The organism is Paraburkholderia sp. BR10937 (assembly GCF_040965695.1).
GTDB lineage: Bacteria > Pseudomonadota > Gammaproteobacteria > Burkholderiales > Burkholderiaceae > Paraburkholderia.
On the sequence record NZ_JBFRCL010000057.1, the window covers coordinates 22,535 to 39,283 of the forward strand.

The 16,749-nt window shown below is 62.7% G+C and carries 8 protein-coding genes and 6 pseudogenes; 4 read left to right on the forward strand and 10 right to left on the reverse strand.

Annotated features, from left to right (window positions below; translation table 11 throughout):
• Window positions 1-18: 18 nt before the first annotated feature.
• The 6 genes from AB4Y44_RS33555 to AB4Y44_RS33580 all read right to left on the reverse strand — a co-directional run bounded on the left by AB4Y44_RS33555 (window position 19) and on the right by AB4Y44_RS33580 (window position 9,657).
• Window positions 19-6,276 (reverse strand): type I polyketide synthase, encoded by a 6,258-nt coding sequence (locus AB4Y44_RS33555; protein WP_368685618.1) that lies wholly within the window; start codon window positions 6,274-6,276, stop codon window positions 19-21.
• The gene (locus AB4Y44_RS33560) at window positions 6,273-6,632 is read right to left on the reverse strand and encodes an acyl carrier protein (protein WP_069269249.1); all 360 of its coding nucleotides are present in this window, start codon (window positions 6,630-6,632) and stop codon (window positions 6,273-6,275) included. The genes AB4Y44_RS33555 and AB4Y44_RS33560 overlap by 4 nt, the downstream gene beginning before the upstream one ends.
• Window positions 6,626-7,366, reverse strand: a complete 741-nt coding sequence (locus tag AB4Y44_RS33565) for an SDR family NAD(P)-dependent oxidoreductase (protein ID WP_069269248.1) — start codon at window positions 7,364-7,366, stop codon at window positions 6,626-6,628. The genes AB4Y44_RS33560 and AB4Y44_RS33565 overlap by 7 nt, the downstream gene beginning before the upstream one ends.
• Window positions 7,363-8,727 carry a fatty acid--CoA ligase family protein gene (locus AB4Y44_RS33570; RefSeq protein WP_069269247.1) on the reverse strand — a complete coding sequence of 455 codons (1,365 nt, stop codon included), beginning with the start codon at window positions 8,725-8,727 and terminating at the stop codon, window positions 7,363-7,365. Before AB4Y44_RS33570 ends, AB4Y44_RS33565 begins: the two co-directional genes overlap by 4 nt.
• Window positions 8,728-8,734: 7 nt before the next feature.
• On the reverse strand, window positions 8,735-9,037 hold the full coding sequence (locus tag AB4Y44_RS33575) for a hypothetical protein (RefSeq protein ID WP_069269246.1): 303 nt from the start codon (window positions 9,035-9,037) through the stop codon (window positions 8,735-8,737).
• Between the two features lie 86 nt (window positions 9,038-9,123).
• Window positions 9,124-9,657 (reverse strand): hypothetical protein, encoded by a 534-nt coding sequence (locus tag AB4Y44_RS33580; protein ID WP_368685616.1) that lies wholly within the window; start codon window positions 9,655-9,657, stop codon window positions 9,124-9,126.
• A 508-nt stretch (window positions 9,658-10,165) separates the two neighbouring features.
• On the opposite strand from AB4Y44_RS33580, the pseudogene AB4Y44_RS33585 reads away from it, so the two are divergent.
• Window positions 10,166-10,288: pseudogene (locus tag AB4Y44_RS33585) on the forward strand (IS6 family transposase); the annotation flags it as partial.
• Between the two features lie 104 nt (window positions 10,289-10,392).
• A pseudogene (locus tag AB4Y44_RS33590) lies at window positions 10,393-11,057 on the forward strand (IS6 family transposase); the annotation flags it as partial.
• A 197-nt stretch (window positions 11,058-11,254) separates the two neighbouring features.
• Here AB4Y44_RS33590 and AB4Y44_RS33595 read toward each other — a convergent pair.
• Window positions 11,255-12,088 carry a LysR family transcriptional regulator gene (locus tag AB4Y44_RS33595; RefSeq protein ID WP_368701943.1) on the reverse strand — a complete coding sequence of 278 codons (834 nt, stop codon included), beginning with the start codon at window positions 12,086-12,088 and terminating at the stop codon, window positions 11,255-11,257.
• A gap of 101 nt (window positions 12,089-12,189) precedes the next feature.
• Here AB4Y44_RS33595 and AB4Y44_RS33600 point away from each other — a divergent pair, with 101 nt between their 5' ends.
• On the forward strand, window positions 12,190-13,191 hold the full coding sequence (locus tag AB4Y44_RS33600) for an NADPH:quinone reductase (protein ID WP_368701944.1): 1,002 nt from the start codon (window positions 12,190-12,192) through the stop codon (window positions 13,189-13,191).
• Window positions 13,192-13,288: 97 nt separating this feature from the next.
• Here AB4Y44_RS33600 and AB4Y44_RS33605 read toward each other — a convergent pair.
• From AB4Y44_RS33605 to AB4Y44_RS33615, 3 pseudogenes are all read right to left on the reverse strand, one after another.
• Window positions 13,289-14,286: pseudogene (locus tag AB4Y44_RS33605) on the reverse strand (IS110 family transposase); the annotation flags it as partial.
• Between the two features lie 131 nt (window positions 14,287-14,417).
• Window positions 14,418-14,663 (reverse strand): annotated as a pseudogene (locus AB4Y44_RS33610) (transposase); the annotation flags it as partial.
• 54 nt (window positions 14,664-14,717) lie between these two features.
• Window positions 14,718-15,521 (reverse strand): annotated as a pseudogene (locus AB4Y44_RS33615) (IS110 family transposase); the annotation flags it as partial.
• Window positions 15,522-15,633: 112 nt separating this feature from the next.
• Here AB4Y44_RS33615 and AB4Y44_RS33620 point away from each other — a divergent pair.
• Window positions 15,634-16,603 (forward strand): annotated as a pseudogene (locus AB4Y44_RS33620) (IS110 family transposase).
• The last annotated feature ends 146 nt before the right edge of the window (window positions 16,604-16,749 follow it).

The window sequence follows — 16,749 nt, forward strand, 5'->3', positions numbered from 1 at the left end:
CATCATTGTCATCGGTGTTCACCCGGCAAGCGCGTCCGAAATCGCATCCAGAATGAACGCGCGATCGTCGACGACGCCGAAATGCGCCCCGTCGCGTGTAAACAGGCTGAACTCACCTGTTGTGAAATCGCGCCACGCGAGCGCGTCCTCGTGCGTCACATAGATGTCGTCCTTGCCCCGAAAGCTGGTGATCGGCACGGACCACGGCGAACGCGGCACAAACACGTAGCGGCTTGCCATCTCGAACTCCGCCCGCACGACAGGCAGCACGAGCTCGCGCAACTCCGGAATCGCGAGCATCCGCTCGGTCGCCTCGATCTGGAAGTGACGCAGCGCTTCCGCGAGGACGTCATCCGGTTGCCGGTAGAGCGGTGCGATAATATCGAATTCACGCAGTTCGACAAGCGTCGCCGCGAGCCTGCGCTCGAACGCGGCATCGGCAACGAGGCGGTGCGGCGGACGCGCACCCGATGCGAACAGGTGCGCGGGTGTAACGCCCTCGCGCTCGATCAGTGCACGCGTCGTTTCGTACATGGTCAGACCGCCGACACAGTGCCCGAAGAATGCGACCGGCCGGTCCAGCAGCGGACGCAGCTCGGCGAGCAGACCATCGACGAACGCGTCGATCCGGTTCACGGGCGGCTCGCTAATCCTCGAGAGCCGGCCGGGCGGCTCGACCGCAAGGATCTCCGCATCCAGGCCTGTCGCATCTGCCCACGCGCGGTAGACGGCTGAACCGCCACCTGCGAACGGAAAGCAGATCAACCGGTAACGCGCCTCGGGATTCGGCCGGATCCGGACAAGCCATCGTTCGGCCGGCACAGTCGCCGAAGCCGCCGTGCTCAAGGTGGTCTGTACAAGCGCAGGCATCGCTGCCCCCATCTGTTCGGGTACGGCGTCGTCGCTCTCAACCTTGACCTTCGGTAGCAGTTCGTCGACAAGCTGATCGAGACTTGGCCCCTTGAGCATTGCTGCGGCTGGCAATCTCACGCCAATGGCCGCATCGAGCTGGTTGATCAGTGTGATCGCCATCAGCGAATCGAGACCTAGCTCGCGAAGCGGCTGTGTCGAATCGAAAGCGCCCTTGACTTCAAGGATGGCGCGGACCATCTGACCGACGATGTCGCGCAGCACGTCACGCCGTTCGTGGTCCGGCACCGATCCCAGCCGCGTATTCACCTGGGCGCGCGTGAAGAGGGCGCTGGCAGCAGGCGCTGGCGCACCACGCACGAGCCGCTCAAGCAGGAGCGGGCGCCTGGGGTACTGCGCGGCCCATTGCGGCCATTCAGTGATCGAAACGATGCTCTGCTGGACCCCGCGCGCGAGAATCGCGTGCAGCAGCGCGATCCCTTCTTCTGTTTCAATGTACACTGTGCCGCGCGCGCGCCAGATTGCCGCGCCCCGTTCTCCTGACTCAGTCGCAAGACCCTCACCGCCCCACGGCCCCCAGTTGATCGCCTGCGCCGGCAGACCGAGCCGGCGCCGATATTCGGTCAGACCGTCGAGAAATGCATTACCGGCAACATAATTCGCCTGCCCCATCGCCCCCGTCAGGCTCAGCACGGAGGAGAACAACACAAAATGATCGAGCGGCAGGTCACGCGTCGCGACGTGCAGCGCCCAGCCACCGAGCACCTTGGGACCGGTCGTTCCCGCGAACCTGTCCCAGTCCATCTGTGCTAGCACGCCATCGTCAAGATTGCCTGCACAGTGGAACACGCCCTTCAGTGCCGGTAGCTCGGCCCCGATCTGCCGGATCAGCACATGCGTGTCCGCCTCGCGCGTGATGTCGGCCTGCCTGACGACCACACTCGCCCCCTGCTTTTCCCAACGCTCGAGAACCGCCCTGGCCTGTTCGCCTGGGGCGCGACGCGCCGTCAACACCAGATGCCGGACGCCCTGCGCGGTGATGAGCCAGTCCGCGACCTTCAGACCGAGCGCCCCCAGCCCTCCGGTAAGGAGATAGGTCGCGGCCGGATCGAACGGCGGAACAATCCGTTCGGGCGCCGGTTCGTCATCCTGATCGAGGCGCACGGCATAGCGGCGACCCGCGCGCAACGCGACCTCATTTTCGCCGTCAACGGCGAACAACTCCGCTGCCAGTGCTGCGGCGTCTTCTTTCCCGCCGATGTCAATCATCCCGGCCCATAGTTCGGGATATTCGAGCGCGGCAACACGTCCGATGCCCCAGACTGACGACTGCAGCGGGTCGCCGCCGGGCGCGCGCGCCACAGGGGCGTGCGCGCCGCGCGTGACGAGCCAGACGCGTGGCGCGGCCTCGATGTTCGCTTCGGCGAGCGCACGCACGAGCGCAAGCGTACCGCCACTGAAGCGGCGCTCGGCCGCGGCGAGTGCGTCGACTGAGGTGGCCTCGTCCACGCGCTCGCCGAGCCCATGCAGGAGCACCACACCAACGGAGCCGGTCCCGTCGGGGTGCGCGGACAGCGCGGTGCCGAGCGACGCCTGCACGTCGCCGTCCGTGCCGCTTTCCGGAAGCGGCAGCACGGACGTATGGTGTCCGAGTGCACGTAGCCGTGCGTCGAGCGCGTCGGCGATGCCGAGATCGGAACTGGTGACGATCAGCCAGTTCGACGGTCCGGCCGCAGGCGCGTCCTGCAGCGGCTGCATGGGCCGCTCGATCCATTCGAGCCGATGCAGCGCGCGATTGCGTGAGTTGACCTGCGGCGAAATCTGCGTGCGCGTGATCGGTTTCACCGTCAGTCCACCGAGCAGTGCGACGGGAGCGCCGTCATCGCCGTAGATCTCAATATCCAGTGTGACGACGTCCGCCTGCGCCGGGCGCCGTTTCGCCCGTACCCATACGTGCCCGGCACCCGTGCGCTCGATCTCGAACCGTTCGACTGAAATCGGCAACCATGTGCCTTCCGGTTTCGGTTCTAGGCCGGTAAGGCTACGGTACTCGGGTACGAGCGCGGGATAGATATGCAGGCACGCGTCAAGCAGAGCGGGATGCAGCGGATACGCGGCCACTTCGAGATGCGCGGGCAGTTCCACCCGGCCCAGCGCTTCCTCATCGCCCTGCCACAATGCGACGATGCCGCGAAAGCCCGGGCCGTAGCCGAATCCGAGCGGTGCGATCACCTCGTAGTATCGCAACGGCTCGATCGGCACCATCCTTTCGAGGTCTGCCGATGCGGGTAACGGCATCGTGATCGACGCGAGGCGTGGTGCGGCACGCGCACACACCCGCGCGCGAAGGTGGCGCCGCCACGCGTCGTCAGTCGCACTGCGGCTGACGAGTTCGGCATCAATGTCACTCCCATCGCCTTGCAGAACGACCTGAACGGCGCGCGCGCCGTCATCGGGGACAACGAGCGCATCGTCGTACGTCAAAGATTCAACCGACACGGGCGCGCCTGCAAAACGCTCGTTCCCGGCCACCGCGAGGGCAACCAGCCCCGCTGTCACCGGTAGCACTGCCATCCCGAAAATCCGGTGATCGGTGAGCCACGGTACCGTGTCGAGGTCGTAGGTCGCGGCGAACTGCCACGCGGCGAGCGGCGAGAGCAGACGCCTGCCCGGAATATCGCCTCCGGGTCCCGTTGCGGTACCGACCGCAAAACCAATGTTTCCCGCCGGCACGCCGCGGCCCGCGTCGAGCCAGTAACGCTCGCGCTCGAACACACAGGTCGGGGCGGACACGCGGCACCGCGAGTACGGTGCGTCGAACGCACGCCAGTCGACTGGCGTGCCGCTGCGCCACAGCGCGGCAAGCGACGCCGTCAGCTCGCTCCATTCACGGTCGGGTCCGATCGAGGCGAGGAAGCGCCGCTCGCCTGCTTCGCCATCGCCCAGAATCTGCTGCGCGAGCGACACGAGCGTCGTGCCGGGGCCAACCTCAACGAAATCGACAATGCCAGCCTGTGCGAGCGTGCGCACACCGCGAATGAAACTCACCGGCTGCAGCGCGTGATCGCTCCAGTACCGGGGTGTCGGCGGAGCGTCCGCGAAGGCGCCAGTCAGGTTCGCAACGAGCGGGATCGTCGGCGCGGCCGCGCAATAGTTGCCCGCAAGCGCTTCGAGCCCAGTCGCAGCAGGCGCCATCAAAGGCGAATGGAATGCATGCGAGACGCTCAGCTCCCGCCCGCCGATGCCCGCCTGCTGCGCACGCGCGAGCACTTCGGCGACGGCCTCTGCGCGACCCGACACGACCGTGTTCTCGGGCCCGTTGTACGCAGCGATGCCAATTGCCTGCGGGTCGCAAATGTCAAGCAGTTGCGCGACCGTCTCTCCCCCTGCGAAGAGCGCGGCCATCGCACCGCCCTTCGGCAACGCCTGCATCAGCCGGCCGCGGGCCGCGATCAGCGCAATGCCTGTCTCGAGGTCATAGCAGCCGGCCACACAGGCCGCCACGTATTCGCCAACGCTGTGCCCAAGCACTGCGTCCGGCATGATGCCCCACGACCGCCAGAGTTCGGCAAGCGCCCATTCGACTGCAAAGAGCGCTGGCTGCGCATACGCGGTCTGGTCAATGCGCGCTTTTGAGCGCGCGTCCCCATACAGGACCGACAGCAGCGGCTTGCCGAGATGCGGGCGCAACAATGTGTCGCAGCGGTCAAGCGCAGCGCGGAATACCGGCTGCGTTCGATGCAGCGCGGCCGCCATCCCGGCGTACTGCGCGCCCTGCCCGGCAAACAGGAACGCAAGCGGGCGCTTGCCAAGGCGCTCCACCGACGGGGGCGCAGCGAGTTGCGCCGCCAGTTCGCTCGCTGTGCCGCCGATCGCCGTCAGCCGCCAGTTGAACGGCTGGCGCCCGGTATTCGCGGTATGGCAGAGGTCGGCAACCGGCTTGTCTGTCGTCGCAAGAGACTGGCGCCATCGGTCCGCGAGCGCTCCGAGCGCGCGCCCGGAGCGGGCAGACAGCGTGAGCACGTGCAGCGGACGGTCGTCCTCAACGGTCGTCGGCGCCCGAACGGGTGCCTCCTCAAGCACGGCGAACGCATTTGTGCCGCCAAGACCGAGCGAATTGACGGCCGCGAACCGCGGCGCAGCGCCGCGCGGCCAGTCGCGCAACGCGGTGTTCACGAAGAACGGGGTCTGCGGGAACGCAATCCTGGGATTCGGTGTATCGAAGTTCAGGCTCGGTGGAATCTGCCCGCGATCGAGTGCAAGCGCGACCTTGATCACGCTTGCGATCCCCGACGCCTGTTCGAGATGTCCGATATTCGTCTTCACCGAACCGACCGCACAGAACGCGCTGTCCTGTGTGTGGCGCCGGAACGCCTTTGTCAGCGCATCGATTTCGAGCGGATCGCCGACTACCGTGCCGGTGCCGTGCGTCTCGACGTAGCCCACTGCCCGTGGCGCAACGCCCGCGCAGGCGAAAGCGTCGAGCATCGCCTTCGCCTGCCCGCTCACGCTCGACGCCGTGTAACTCACTTTCGACGCACCGTCGTTGTTGATCGCCGTGCCGCGGATCACCGCATAGATGTGATCGCCATCCGCACGCGCGTCTTCGACGTGCTTGAGCACGATCGCGCCCGCGCCGCTGCCAAACACCGTGCCTTGCGCACGCGCGTCGAACGCGCGGCAATGCCCATCCGGAGACAGGATATCGCCCTGGCGCGCCGTGTACCCGGCGATGTGCGGCACGCGTACGGTCGACGCCCCGGCGATCGCCATGTCGCATTCACCGTTCAGGATGCTGCTGCATGCGAGATGGATCGCGACGAGTGACGTCGAGCATGCAGTCTGCACCGTGACACTCGGCCCCGTCAGGTTCAGCTTGTACGACACACGCGTCGCGAGAAAATCCTTGTCGTTGCCGATGTGCTCGACACCGCCCGTCGAGCCGCGCAACGCAGGGTTCGACGCGAAGTAGCTGCTGACCACGCCGCCCGCGCCAGCGAACACCCCTATCGAACCGTCATACGTATCTGGCCAGTATCCGGCATCCTCGAGCGCATCGTGGACAACTTCGAGAAAGACGCGGTGCTGCGGGTCGATCACGCGTGCTTCGCGTGGCGAATATTCGAACAGGCCCGCGTCGAAGCGGTCAAAGTCGTCAATGACGGGCGACGCTTTCACGTAACCGGGCGATGCGAGCTGCGCGGGGTCGACCCCCGCGCGCAGCAGCGCGGCATCATCGAAGAAACGAATGGACTCGACACCATCGATGAGATTCTGCCAGTACGCTTTCCAGTCGCTCGCCCCCGGCAACCGGCAGCCGATCCCGACGATCGCGATGCCACGACTGGAGGACGACGGAGAAGTATTCGCTCCGTCGTTGGGCGTGTGCGTGGTCGCGTCCGTCATCCTCGCGCCCCCCGCCGTTGTCGGCGACGCTCGCTTGCCGCCTGCGCATCGGCCAGTTCGTCATTCGGGTCGGCCAGCCCCGTGTCGTCGAAGAGCCGCAGATAGGCGCCAACGAGCTGCCCGACAGTCTGGACCGACGTGATCGGCACGAGGGTCTGGAACGGATCGGCGCCGAACGTCAGTTCCAGATCGAACACAAGCTGGGCGAGATCGAGCGAACTCAGGCCGAGCGTCGCATTCAGCCTGTCGTCCTCACGCAGTTCTCGCGCCGGCAGCCCGCGCTGGCTCATGATCTTGCTCACGGCACCATGGACGAGCCGCTCGGTCTCGTGGCGCTCAAATCGTTGATTCAGCATGTGATGCCTCCGTCCACGGCGACCGTCTGCCCCGTGACGAACGAGGCGCGATCGGATATCAGAAATTCGACGACGTTTGTGATGTCGGTCGTATCGGCGAGCCGGCCGAGCGGGGTGCGTCGCGCAATCCGCGCACGCGCCTTCTCGTCGAGGTGCTGCACCATATCGCTTTCGAAGTAACCGGGCGCGACCGAATTGACACGAACGTTGCACGCACCGAGTTCGCGCGCAAGGCTGCGCGTCAGGCCATCGAGCGCCGCCTTCGTTGCGCTGTAGACGGCGACCCCCGCGTGGCCACGAATCGCGTTCACCGACGCAATGTTCACAATCGCGCCGCGGTTCGCTCGGAGCATCCACTTCGTGCAGCTTTGCGTGAGCAGGATCGTGCCAGTCAGATTGACCGCGATCATCTGTTCGATCGCATCCTCGCGCATCAGCGCCAGGAGCCCGTCGTGACTCACGCCTGCATTGTTCACAAGCGAGCTGACGCCACCCCAGCGGTCCGCCACGCCCGCAACGAACTGCGAGACCGCCGCGCTGTCGGTACTGTCAACTGCTTGCCAGTGAAACCGCGCGGCGTGCGTGTCGCGTTCGATCAGATCGTCGATGTCGCCGGTGCGCGCACGGCTGAAGGTCGCGACCCGCCGGCCAGCGCTCAGACACGTGCGCACCAGCGCAAGCCCCAGGCCCCTGCTTCCTCCACTGATGATAACTACGTCGTCTGCATCGCTCATACGGGCTGCTCCGTCGGTCGTGACACTCTGGCTTTCTTGAACCTGTCGTTATGATGCACGCCGTCATCGACATCGATATGGACCGGCACCTTGAAACGTTCGAGGCGGCCCGCGCAGAAATCCCGGAGCCGGGCGGCAAGCATCGCCGGCGCCTCCGGCTCGATCAAGGATACGCGCGCGACGACGACGTGTCCGGTCACCGGATTGGGCCGGCCCGACACCGTCACGTCGCGGACGTTACCGGCAGCGAGCAGCGTGCTCTCAACTTCGCCCGGGTAAACCTTTTCGCCGCCAACATTGATGATCTCCGAGCGGCGCCCGAGCACGCGCACATACTCGCCGTCAGTCTCGACGACATCCTGGGTGTTGAACCACCCTTGCTCATCGAAGGGCGACGAGGCATTCAGGTAGCCGAGCATCGCCGTTGCGGAACGTACCCACAGTACGCCGTCAACGATCTTGTGTTCGAACCCGTCCGTGCCGAGCTTCATCCACAACGAACCCGCGCCTTTCGATTGCGTTGGCAGGATGCCAAGCTCGGACAGTCCGTACGTCTGTTTCAGCTTCACACCGGGCAGTGCGCCGTGCAGCGCGGCAAGGGTCGTTTCGGGCATGGGTTCAGTGCCGTATGTAATGAGCCTCAGCGACGACAGGTCGTAGCGCGCCGCAACACCGCCAATCAGCATCATGTTAATGAACGTCGGACTGGTCGGCAGCAACTCGACACGGTAGCGCGCGATCGCTTCGCACACCGCATCGGGTGTCCGCGTAGCCGGCGTCACAATCGTCCCACCCTGGCACAGCACGTTCAGCAGCGTGTTGATGCCGCCGATGTGATCGAGCATCAGAAAGACAAGCGTGATGTACGCGCGGCCCTTCGCCCGTTCGAGCCTCGCTGCCATCCGGTCAAAGTCAAGCAGGGAAGCCTTGCTTCGGCCTGTGGAGCCGGAACTGAAGAGAATCAGGCCAGCGGCACCTTCCGCGCGCAACTGCCGGATCAGCGGATGCGCGGTAACGGGCATCGACCGGCGTTCAACTCGGGGAGCACCTGCCACGTCGAACATGATGACGAGGCCGACCTCCGCAATCTCAAGAAACTCGTCGCGCTTCACGCCGGCAGACGCAATGGGCACGATGATCGCTCCGGCAAACGCGAGTGCGAGCAGCAATGCGCAGACATCAGGCGCATAGTCACCGCACACGGCCACCGTGTCACCGCGCCTCACGCACCAACGGTCGAGTTCGCCGTGCCAGAAATCGATCCGCTTGCCGAATGCATCATAGGTGACGGTCTCGCCTGCCGACACGAGACACGGACGCGGACCGAAAGAACGAATGCGCTGCTGCAGAAAGGTCGTCATCGCGAGCCTACCTCGACGCGTGAGAGACGACGGCGCCGTCGCTCGCCGATCCGCACGCTGCCATTTTGACCGCAGCCGTCATCGCCTGCCGTAGCGGCTGGCCGAACAGCCTGCCAACGACGTTCTCGTCGATCACCACGCGCAGCACCGACTGGTACGACACAAGCGACGCGACGCCAACGTCGATCGCAAGAGCGCTGATGCGCAACTGCGCGTCAGCGAGCCTGCGGAACGCCTCGTTCGAGTCGCTCAGGCCCTGTACCCATTGCTGATAGACGGTCGCCTGACTCGGAATGACTGCATTCAACATCGTGTAACCCCCTATCGAAAACAAGCGCGCACGCGGCACCGCAGATGCCGGCGTGCATCGCTGTGAAATACGGGCGACAAGCCCTGTCAGGATGGTGGACGGCTGGCATGACTGCGACGATCGAGCGCGTCGTGTAAGGCGGAGAGTTCGTCTTCGATCTCGTCGCCGCGATAGTAGAGAAAAGCGCCCGTCTCGCCGCCGACGAGGACTTCGAGATAAGGTTCGGGTTCGGCCAAACCCGCATCGCAACCAGCATGGAGGACGTCCACGCTGTCACGCAACGATTCACCGACCGTCGTCACGACCGAAGCGAGACCGAGCGTACGCAACCGGTCCGCCCATACGGCGAGCCCCCTTTCCCCACTGCCTGCGACGATCGGTACGTAAAGGCAGAACGAGCGCTCGTCGAGCCAGCTCGCGTGCCCGTCAAGATCGGGATACGTGGCATTCGCCTCAGGACACGTCCGGGACGAGTGTGTGGAAACAGGCTCCGCCTGCGCGACGTCCTCTGATGCGCTACGTATCACACTATGGCGACGCCGACCGGACGACAGCCCGATGAGGCGCGCAACCACTACCGGCCATGCGCGCGCAAAAATGGATCGGTTCGCTTGCCCCATTGAATGCTCCTTCGTCCCCGGAGTGAATCCGGTCAAATTGTGGCGATCCGATAACACGTGCGATTGCGGCGCAGCGTTTACGTGTCGCCCCGCGAATTGCGGGTGGCATCGAGCAGCCACAGGGATTTTCAATGCAACGGGAATCCTAAATCTCTTCCGTTCGTGAATCAGACCGCCGAATACGCGTTGAGCAAACGACGCGTACACTGACACTCCAGGCTCGTCGGCGTGAGGTACCGCGCCCGCATTGATCATAGGAGAAAATCCGGAAGGTACAAAACCTCGACCGCATAAAATTCTGCTCTGCGGTGATCTGTCGCAATACGGCGGTCTGCTATGCTGACGGCCCTTAATGTGTGACTTGATCGATGACCGAGAAGCTCAATCCGAGCTGTGGCAAAAGTACTCAAACAGTTGCATCACCCGCTAGACGTGATGTTGCTGTGTTTTGTTGCAATAGGTCGAGTCGGCTATGATGTTCGTAACAAGACGAACGACTGAAAGCTGGATGAAGACGCTGAATCCGACCGTGGCCCGCGTGCTCAAACGCCTGCATTACCCGCTTGATGTGATCCTGACTTGCGTGCGCTGGTATGTGGCCTATCCGCTCAGTCTGAGAAACCTGGAAGAATGATGGCGCATCGAGGCATCTCAGTGGGGCTCTGGTGCAAATAGGGCCGGCGAATGGGTTAGAGTTGTCGGAACAAAACAAACCGACGAGCCGCGACGAACAAGCTGAAGAGTCCGGAGAAGTTGTTCGGCGGACGCCATTTTGATCGGGAGATCATCATTGTGTGCGTTCGCTGGTACCTACGCTACAAGCTCAGCTTTCGCGATCTGGTCGAGTGATGGTCGAACGGGCATTGTCGCTGGCTCACACGACGATTCTGCGCTGGGTGAGGCGTTATACACCCGAGTTCGTCAAACGCTGGAACCGCTTTGCTACACCTGCGGCTCGCTCGTGGCGTACCGATGAGACCTACCTGAAGATTCGCGGCAGGTGGGTCTACCTGTACCGGGCAGTGGATCGGGCTGGGCAGACGGTGGACTTCATGCTCAGAGTCCGACGCGACGTGGCTGCGGCCAAAGCTCTTTTCAGCAAGGCCATCAAGCGTCAGGGCCAGCCGCTGCAGACCATCACGCTCGACGGCTATGCCGCCTCACACCGCGCGGTACGCGAAATGAAGACCGATGGTCTGCTGGCTGAAGACACGAAGGTCCGCTCCTCAAAATATCCGAACAACGGGATCGAGCAAGGCCATCGCCACATCAAGTCCAGAACGAACGTGATGCCTGGTTTCAAGCGATTCGGGAGCGCGGCGACCACGATTTCAGGAATCGAGTTGACGCATCGCATTTGCAATGGGCAGTTCGATCTCGCGAAGCTCGGCCTCAAGGAGGAACGCCATACAGTCGCGGTTGCATTCGCATATGCAACAGACAACTTCTTGCCGGGGCCTGCGCCGATTTTTTTTTGGCCCCGGCTCGGCGCGCACGATAGCGGTCAAGCATTGCGTCGGTGCTGGGCGCGCGCAGCACCGAGCATTTTAACGAAGGCGCCCGGAAATTGCCGCCACTCCCGCACGGGTAGCCGCACTCACTCCTTCAGAAGGTCAATCAGCGCACGACCAAGTGGCTCAGGACTTCGCTCATAGGTCACCAGCCTTATCCCCGGCAATTCGGGCCAGGCACCATTGCCTTGCGGCAAGGTAACAAGTCCGTCGTCCAGCGCGGATTCGCAAAGGACCGAAATGCCAAGGCCCTCCTTGATGCGGGACTGGACACCGACGACGCCACTCAAAGTCAGCGCTTCTCGCCATTGGATCGTGCCCGAATTGAGCGCCGAGATGGCAGCAGCTCTGAACGCGCAGGGAGCGGGCAGCAGGCACAGGTCAACCAAGGGTGGTGGGACGTCCAGATCTTGAGCCGCGACCCAGTGCATCTTTTCCTCGCGAAACAGGTGAGGTGAGCCGCGACCCTCCTGCTCCTTTACGAGAACGACATCAAGGTCACCGGCATCGAACGCACGTAGCAACTCCTCACTAAGCGCTACCCTGACGCTCAGCTCAACCCGCGGGAGCAGTCGACGAATCCGGCCTAACAGTTCCGGCAGCCGGTGAGGAACAAGATACTCGACGATGCCCAGGCGCAGGCGCCCTTCGAGGTTCCTGCGGCCAACCATACCGACAGCCTCATCGTTCAGACGCAGCAGACCGACAGCGTAGTTGAGGAACTGTTCCCCGGCAGTAGTTAGCTCGACCTGGCGACTGTTGCGGGAAAAAAGCTCGACCCCGAGTAAATCTTCAAGCCGCTGAACCCGCGTGCTGATCGCGGACTGCGATCTGCAAAGGCGTTTCGATGCACCGGTGAAGCTCCGCGCATCCGAGACAGCAACGAAGCAGCGGACGAGGTCTATGTCAAGGTCTCGCACATCAATCTCCAATAACGATAGCTGCGATCGGTATTATGCGTTCTTCAGCTTGATGGCTCCGCGATACGATTTCCTCGTTACGAAAATGAATGGAGAACGCGATGCAAGCTGTCTGGTATGAGCGGGTCGGACCCGCACGCGAGGTGCTAGTGAACGGGGAGCGTCCAATGCCGTCCCCCGGTCATGGGGAAGTCCTTGTGCAACTCCATGCGTCGGGCGTCAACCCCTCGGACGTCAAGGCGAGGGCGGGGACTCGCGGCGGGAAGAGCGACCTTGCCTTTGCGTTCGTCATTCCACACAGCGACGGTGCCGGGATCGTTATCGAGTGTGGCCCTGGATGCAACCGGCTCACCCCTGGAAGCCGCGTCTGGGTAAGCAATGGGCAGTGGCGACGGGCTTCCGGCACCGCTGCCCAGTACATTGCGATTGACGAGAAGCTGGTCTTCCCGCTCCCGGACAACGCCTCCTACCTGGTTGGCGCAGCACTGGGCATTCCAACCCTCACGGCGTGCCACGTCACGACAGCTTTCGGCGACGTGGCCGGGCGCACCGTCCTGATCAGTGGCGGAGCCGGCACAGTCGGACGGCTGGCCGTGCAGTTCGCCAGGCAGGCAGGCGCGTTCGTGGTCGCATCCGGACATGGCTCAGCTGATGAAAAACGCATCACCAGCGCTGGTGCCGATGCCTTCGTTGACTACACGAGCCCCACCTTCGTTGCGGACGTGCTCGATGCGACAAATGGGCGACTAATCGATCACGCCGTTGAAGTCGAATTCGGCGCCAATGTGGAGTCTCTGGCCGATCTGCTCTCGGATCGCGCGACAGTGGTGACCTATGGCTCAGCCAGGGTGATGCGGCCGGAGATACCGTTCTACAAGTTTCTGTTCAAGGGCATCGAGCTTCAGTTCGTGCTGGTTTATTTGCTCACACCCGGGGAACGAGCCGACGCAGCTATGCGCATCAATCATCTTCTGGAGCTGGGGACGCTCGACGTACCAATCCATGAGGTACTGCCGCTTCGGGATTGCGCACGCGCGCACGAGCTGGTCGAGAGCGGACAGCGCACAGGTGCGGTTATTCTGGACGTGGAGAACGTCGCATGACTATATCTCTGTCGGACTGCCGCATGAAGATCACCCTGTTCACAGGACGGACCAGTTATCGGCCTGGCGATCGCTCGGGTTATGTTGGTTGGGGGTTCCTGTATCTCCGGCACAGCCGCAGTTGCGCGTCCCAGGCTCGATCGATGATCGCCTTTGGAATTCCTTCGTGTCGCCGCTGGATATCAATGCTCACGCGTGCCGGATGACGGTAGCTCCACGCGGATTCGACCAGCAGCTTTCTTGCGTAACTGTTTCCTGTCTTTGTGATGCTGCCTTGTCGCCGTTTGCCACCTGACGAATGTTCCGACGGCGTCACGCCAAGCCACGCCATCAGTTGGCGTGGATGCTCGAAGCGCGACAGATCGGCCAGTTCGGACACAAGGCCGACAGCCGACGTGAAGTAATGCCCCGCATCGACTGCAGCGCAAGCACAGCGGGATAGAAACGCCAATCTGCAACGGCTTCACGCAGCGCGGTTTCCAGTCGTTCGCATTGCGCCAAGCGATCCTCGATCGTGCGGCGGTGCTCGTTGAATGCCAGTTGTTGCCAGCCACTATCGAACGAGAATGTGCTAAGCCAGCGGCGGTGAGCAGGCCCCCAGTCCGCTCGTCCAAAGTAATTCACACCATGCTGGAGCAGGAACGATTTCAGCCGGCATCGCGCCTGCTTGAGGTCTTCTCTGGCTGATGACCAGGCACGGGCCAGATCGCGAAACGCTTCATCTTCCATCGTTGGCACATGCACGGCGGACAGGTCACCGGCTCGCAGTGAGCGCACCAGCTTGATTGCGTCGCGGCGGTCTGTCTTGACGCGCTCACCCGGCTTGCGTGGGATGAGCGATGGTGCGCACACCATGCAGTCGAAGCCTTTGTCGATCAGCCGTCGATAGAGGCCATAACCGCATGGGCCTGCTTCGTAGACCACGCAAATGTGTCGTGCTTTGCACCGCAGCCGTTTGCATAGGCGATCAACTTCGATCTGTGTCGTACCGATCTTGCCGAGCAACTCTACGTCGCCCATATCGACCGAGTAGGCAACCATGATCGAATCCTTGTGAACGTCGAGCCCTACGTACAACGTGCTATCGTCGTGCATGCTAGCCTCCGTGTCGGAAACAGACCGTTGAGCGGCGGATCCGTCCCCACTCAATGCGGCTCTGGCAGCCATGCTAACCCGCGCTTACATCCGCACGGCGGCTAGCCTCGCCTCACGGGGAGTCATACTGACTTGCTGATTCCCAGCAGGACCACCTTGCCGCCGGAGCCCGTTTGTCGGGGTACCAAGCCGAGCCACGCCGCGAATTCGCGGCCTGATCTGAATGACTTTGAGTCTCCCATGGTCGCAACCGCGGCGGTCGCCGTGAGCAGGCCTACACCCGGTATGGCGGCAATGCTCTTGCTCGCCTTGTCCTCTTTCATCCACGCCTGCAAACGTCGCTCGATCGTGGCAATCTGTTCATCAAGCTTGCTCAAACCCGCGTCTACAACCGCACGGCGGCCAGCCTTGCCGAATGGAAGTCATACTGACTTGCTGATGCCCAGCAGCACGTTCTTGCCGCCGCTGGAGTTCTGTCGGGGTACCAGACCGACCCACGCCGCAAGTTGCCTGGCATTCCTGAAGCTCATTGCGTCACCGACAGACGCGACGAGCGCGCTCGCGGTAAGTGGCCCGATGCCGGGGACACGTGCGAGGCGTTGACTCGTTTCGTCGCTGCGGTGCCAGGACTGAATCTGCTTCTCGAGCTCCCGGACCCGCCTGCCAAGGTCCTTCAGATGGTCAATGAGCCGCTGGATCAGCAATCGAGACGAGCCAGTGAGATCGCTCTCTGCATCTTCGATTAGTTCGGGCACCTGGCGCTCGAGATGCCCGATGCCTTGGGGAACAACGATCCCGAATTCGGCGGCAGTCCGCGAATCTGGTTGGCCTGTGGGGTTCGGGGCCGGACAAAACCCTGACGTACGCGATGCAGCGACAACACCGATTGCTGCTCGATGGTCTTGACCGGTACGAAACGCATGTTAGGTCGCGCGACTGCCTCGCAGATCGCCTCGGCATCCGCCGCGTCGTTTTTGTTCGTCTTGACGTACGGCTTGACAAACTGGGGTGCGATTAATCTTACGGTATGGCCCATTGCCAGCAGCTTGCGGGCCCAACAGTGCGCGCTGGCGCACGCCTCGATCCCGATTACGCAGGTGGAGAGGTTGGCGAAGGAACTCCGCAACGTGATTTCGCTTGAGCACTTTCTTCAGCACGGTTCGGCCATGTTCATTTACACCATGCACGGAAAAAATGTTCTTCGCCAGATCGATGCCAATCGTCGTAATCTTCATGATGGGCGCACCCCTCGGTCAGGTGGTTGCGGTGACACTTCCACTAATGGGATGGTCCCCGCCCTGGCGGATAGGATAGGCTGGCAGTGTTCATACCGAACTGGAGGCCATCATGGACGGAGTCACGCTCGTTGGTATCGATCTGGGCAAACACACATTTCACCTGCATGGGCAGGACGCAAAAGGCAAGGCTGTGTTCCGTAAAAAGATGAGCGCAAACAACTGGTCGAATTCTTCGCGACGTTCCATGCTTGTACCGTCGTTATGGAGGCCTGTGCCGGTTCGCATCATATGGCCCGCAAGCTGGCCGAATTCGGGCACACGGTGCGCTTTATCTCGCCTCAGTTCGTCAGGCCATTCGTCAAGTCAAACAAGAATGATTTCGTCGACGCCGAGGCGATCTGCGAAACAGCCTCGCGCCCGGCGATGGAGATTTGTAACCCCGAAGACGGAATCGCAACAGACGTTTTCGGTGCTGCATCGTGTGCGTGAATCGATGGGTGCGCGAGCGCACCAGAACCGTAAACCAGATGCATGGCTTTCTCCTCGAGTTTGGCATCAGTCTGCCGGTGGGCAAGGCCGCTGTCGCACGTCTGCCGTCCGTGCTCGCCATGCAGGAACTGCCGCTCCGGCTGGTTGCGATTCTGGAGCGCCACCACCAGCACGTCAAGTACCTCGAGGAACAGATCGGTGAGATTGACCAGGAGCTGGGCCGCCAGCTCGCTGAGGACGAGATGGGACAGCGCCTCATGAGCATCTCGGGAGTTGGCCCGGTCACCGCAAGCGCGTTGGCCGCGAAAATGGGCGATGCAAAACAGTACGGATGCAGCCGCGATTTTGCGGCATCGATTGGGCTCGTCCCCCGGCAATACAGTACGGGCGGCAAGACCAATCTTCTCGGGATCAGCCGGCGCGGCGCCAAAAATGTCAGGCGCCTGCTCGTCCTGTGCGCCCGAGCCTACATGCGAGGCCTAGAGAAACGAACCGGCCGCCTGACGGACTGGGTTCGCGCAATGCTCGTGCAGCGGCATTCAAGCCTGGTGGCGTCTGCACTGGCCAACAAGCTGGCGCGAACCGGCTGAGCAATTGTTGCGCGCCACACCACATTCGACGCGGGCTTCACAACCCGCCCGACCTGAACGAACATGGCTTCATCTTTATTGACCACACTCACCCAACTGGTTTTGCGACGACCGAAAATTGATGACGTGAACGGCATACCGGCCTG

What these genes read in the sequence shown, in the direction of transcription:
- AB4Y44_RS33575 (WP_069269246.1), bottom strand. Translation starts at nt 9,037, where the DNA reads ATGTTGAATGCAGTCATTCCGAGTCAGGCGACCGTCTATCAGCAATGG.
- AB4Y44_RS33570 (WP_069269247.1), bottom strand. Translation starts at nt 8,727, where the DNA reads ATGACGACCTTTCTGCAGCAGCGCATTCGTTCTTTCGGTCCGCGTCCG.
- AB4Y44_RS33560 (WP_069269249.1), bottom strand. Translation starts at nt 6,632, where the DNA reads ATGCTGAATCAACGATTTGAGCGCCACGAGACCGAGCGGCTCGTCCAT.
- AB4Y44_RS33600 (WP_368701944.1), top strand. Translation starts at nt 12,190, where the DNA reads ATGCAAGCTGTCTGGTATGAGCGGGTCGGACCCGCACGCGAGGTGCTA.
- AB4Y44_RS33565 (WP_069269248.1), bottom strand. Translation starts at nt 7,366, where the DNA reads ATGAGCGATGCAGACGACGTAGTTATCATCAGTGGAGGAAGCAGGGGC.
- AB4Y44_RS33580 (WP_368685616.1), bottom strand. Translation starts at nt 9,657, where the DNA reads ATGGGGCAAGCGAACCGATCCATTTTTGCGCGCGCATGGCCGGTAGTG.
- AB4Y44_RS33555 (WP_368685618.1), bottom strand. Translation starts at nt 6,276, where the DNA reads ATGACGGACGCGACCACGCACACGCCCAACGACGGAGCGAATACTTCT.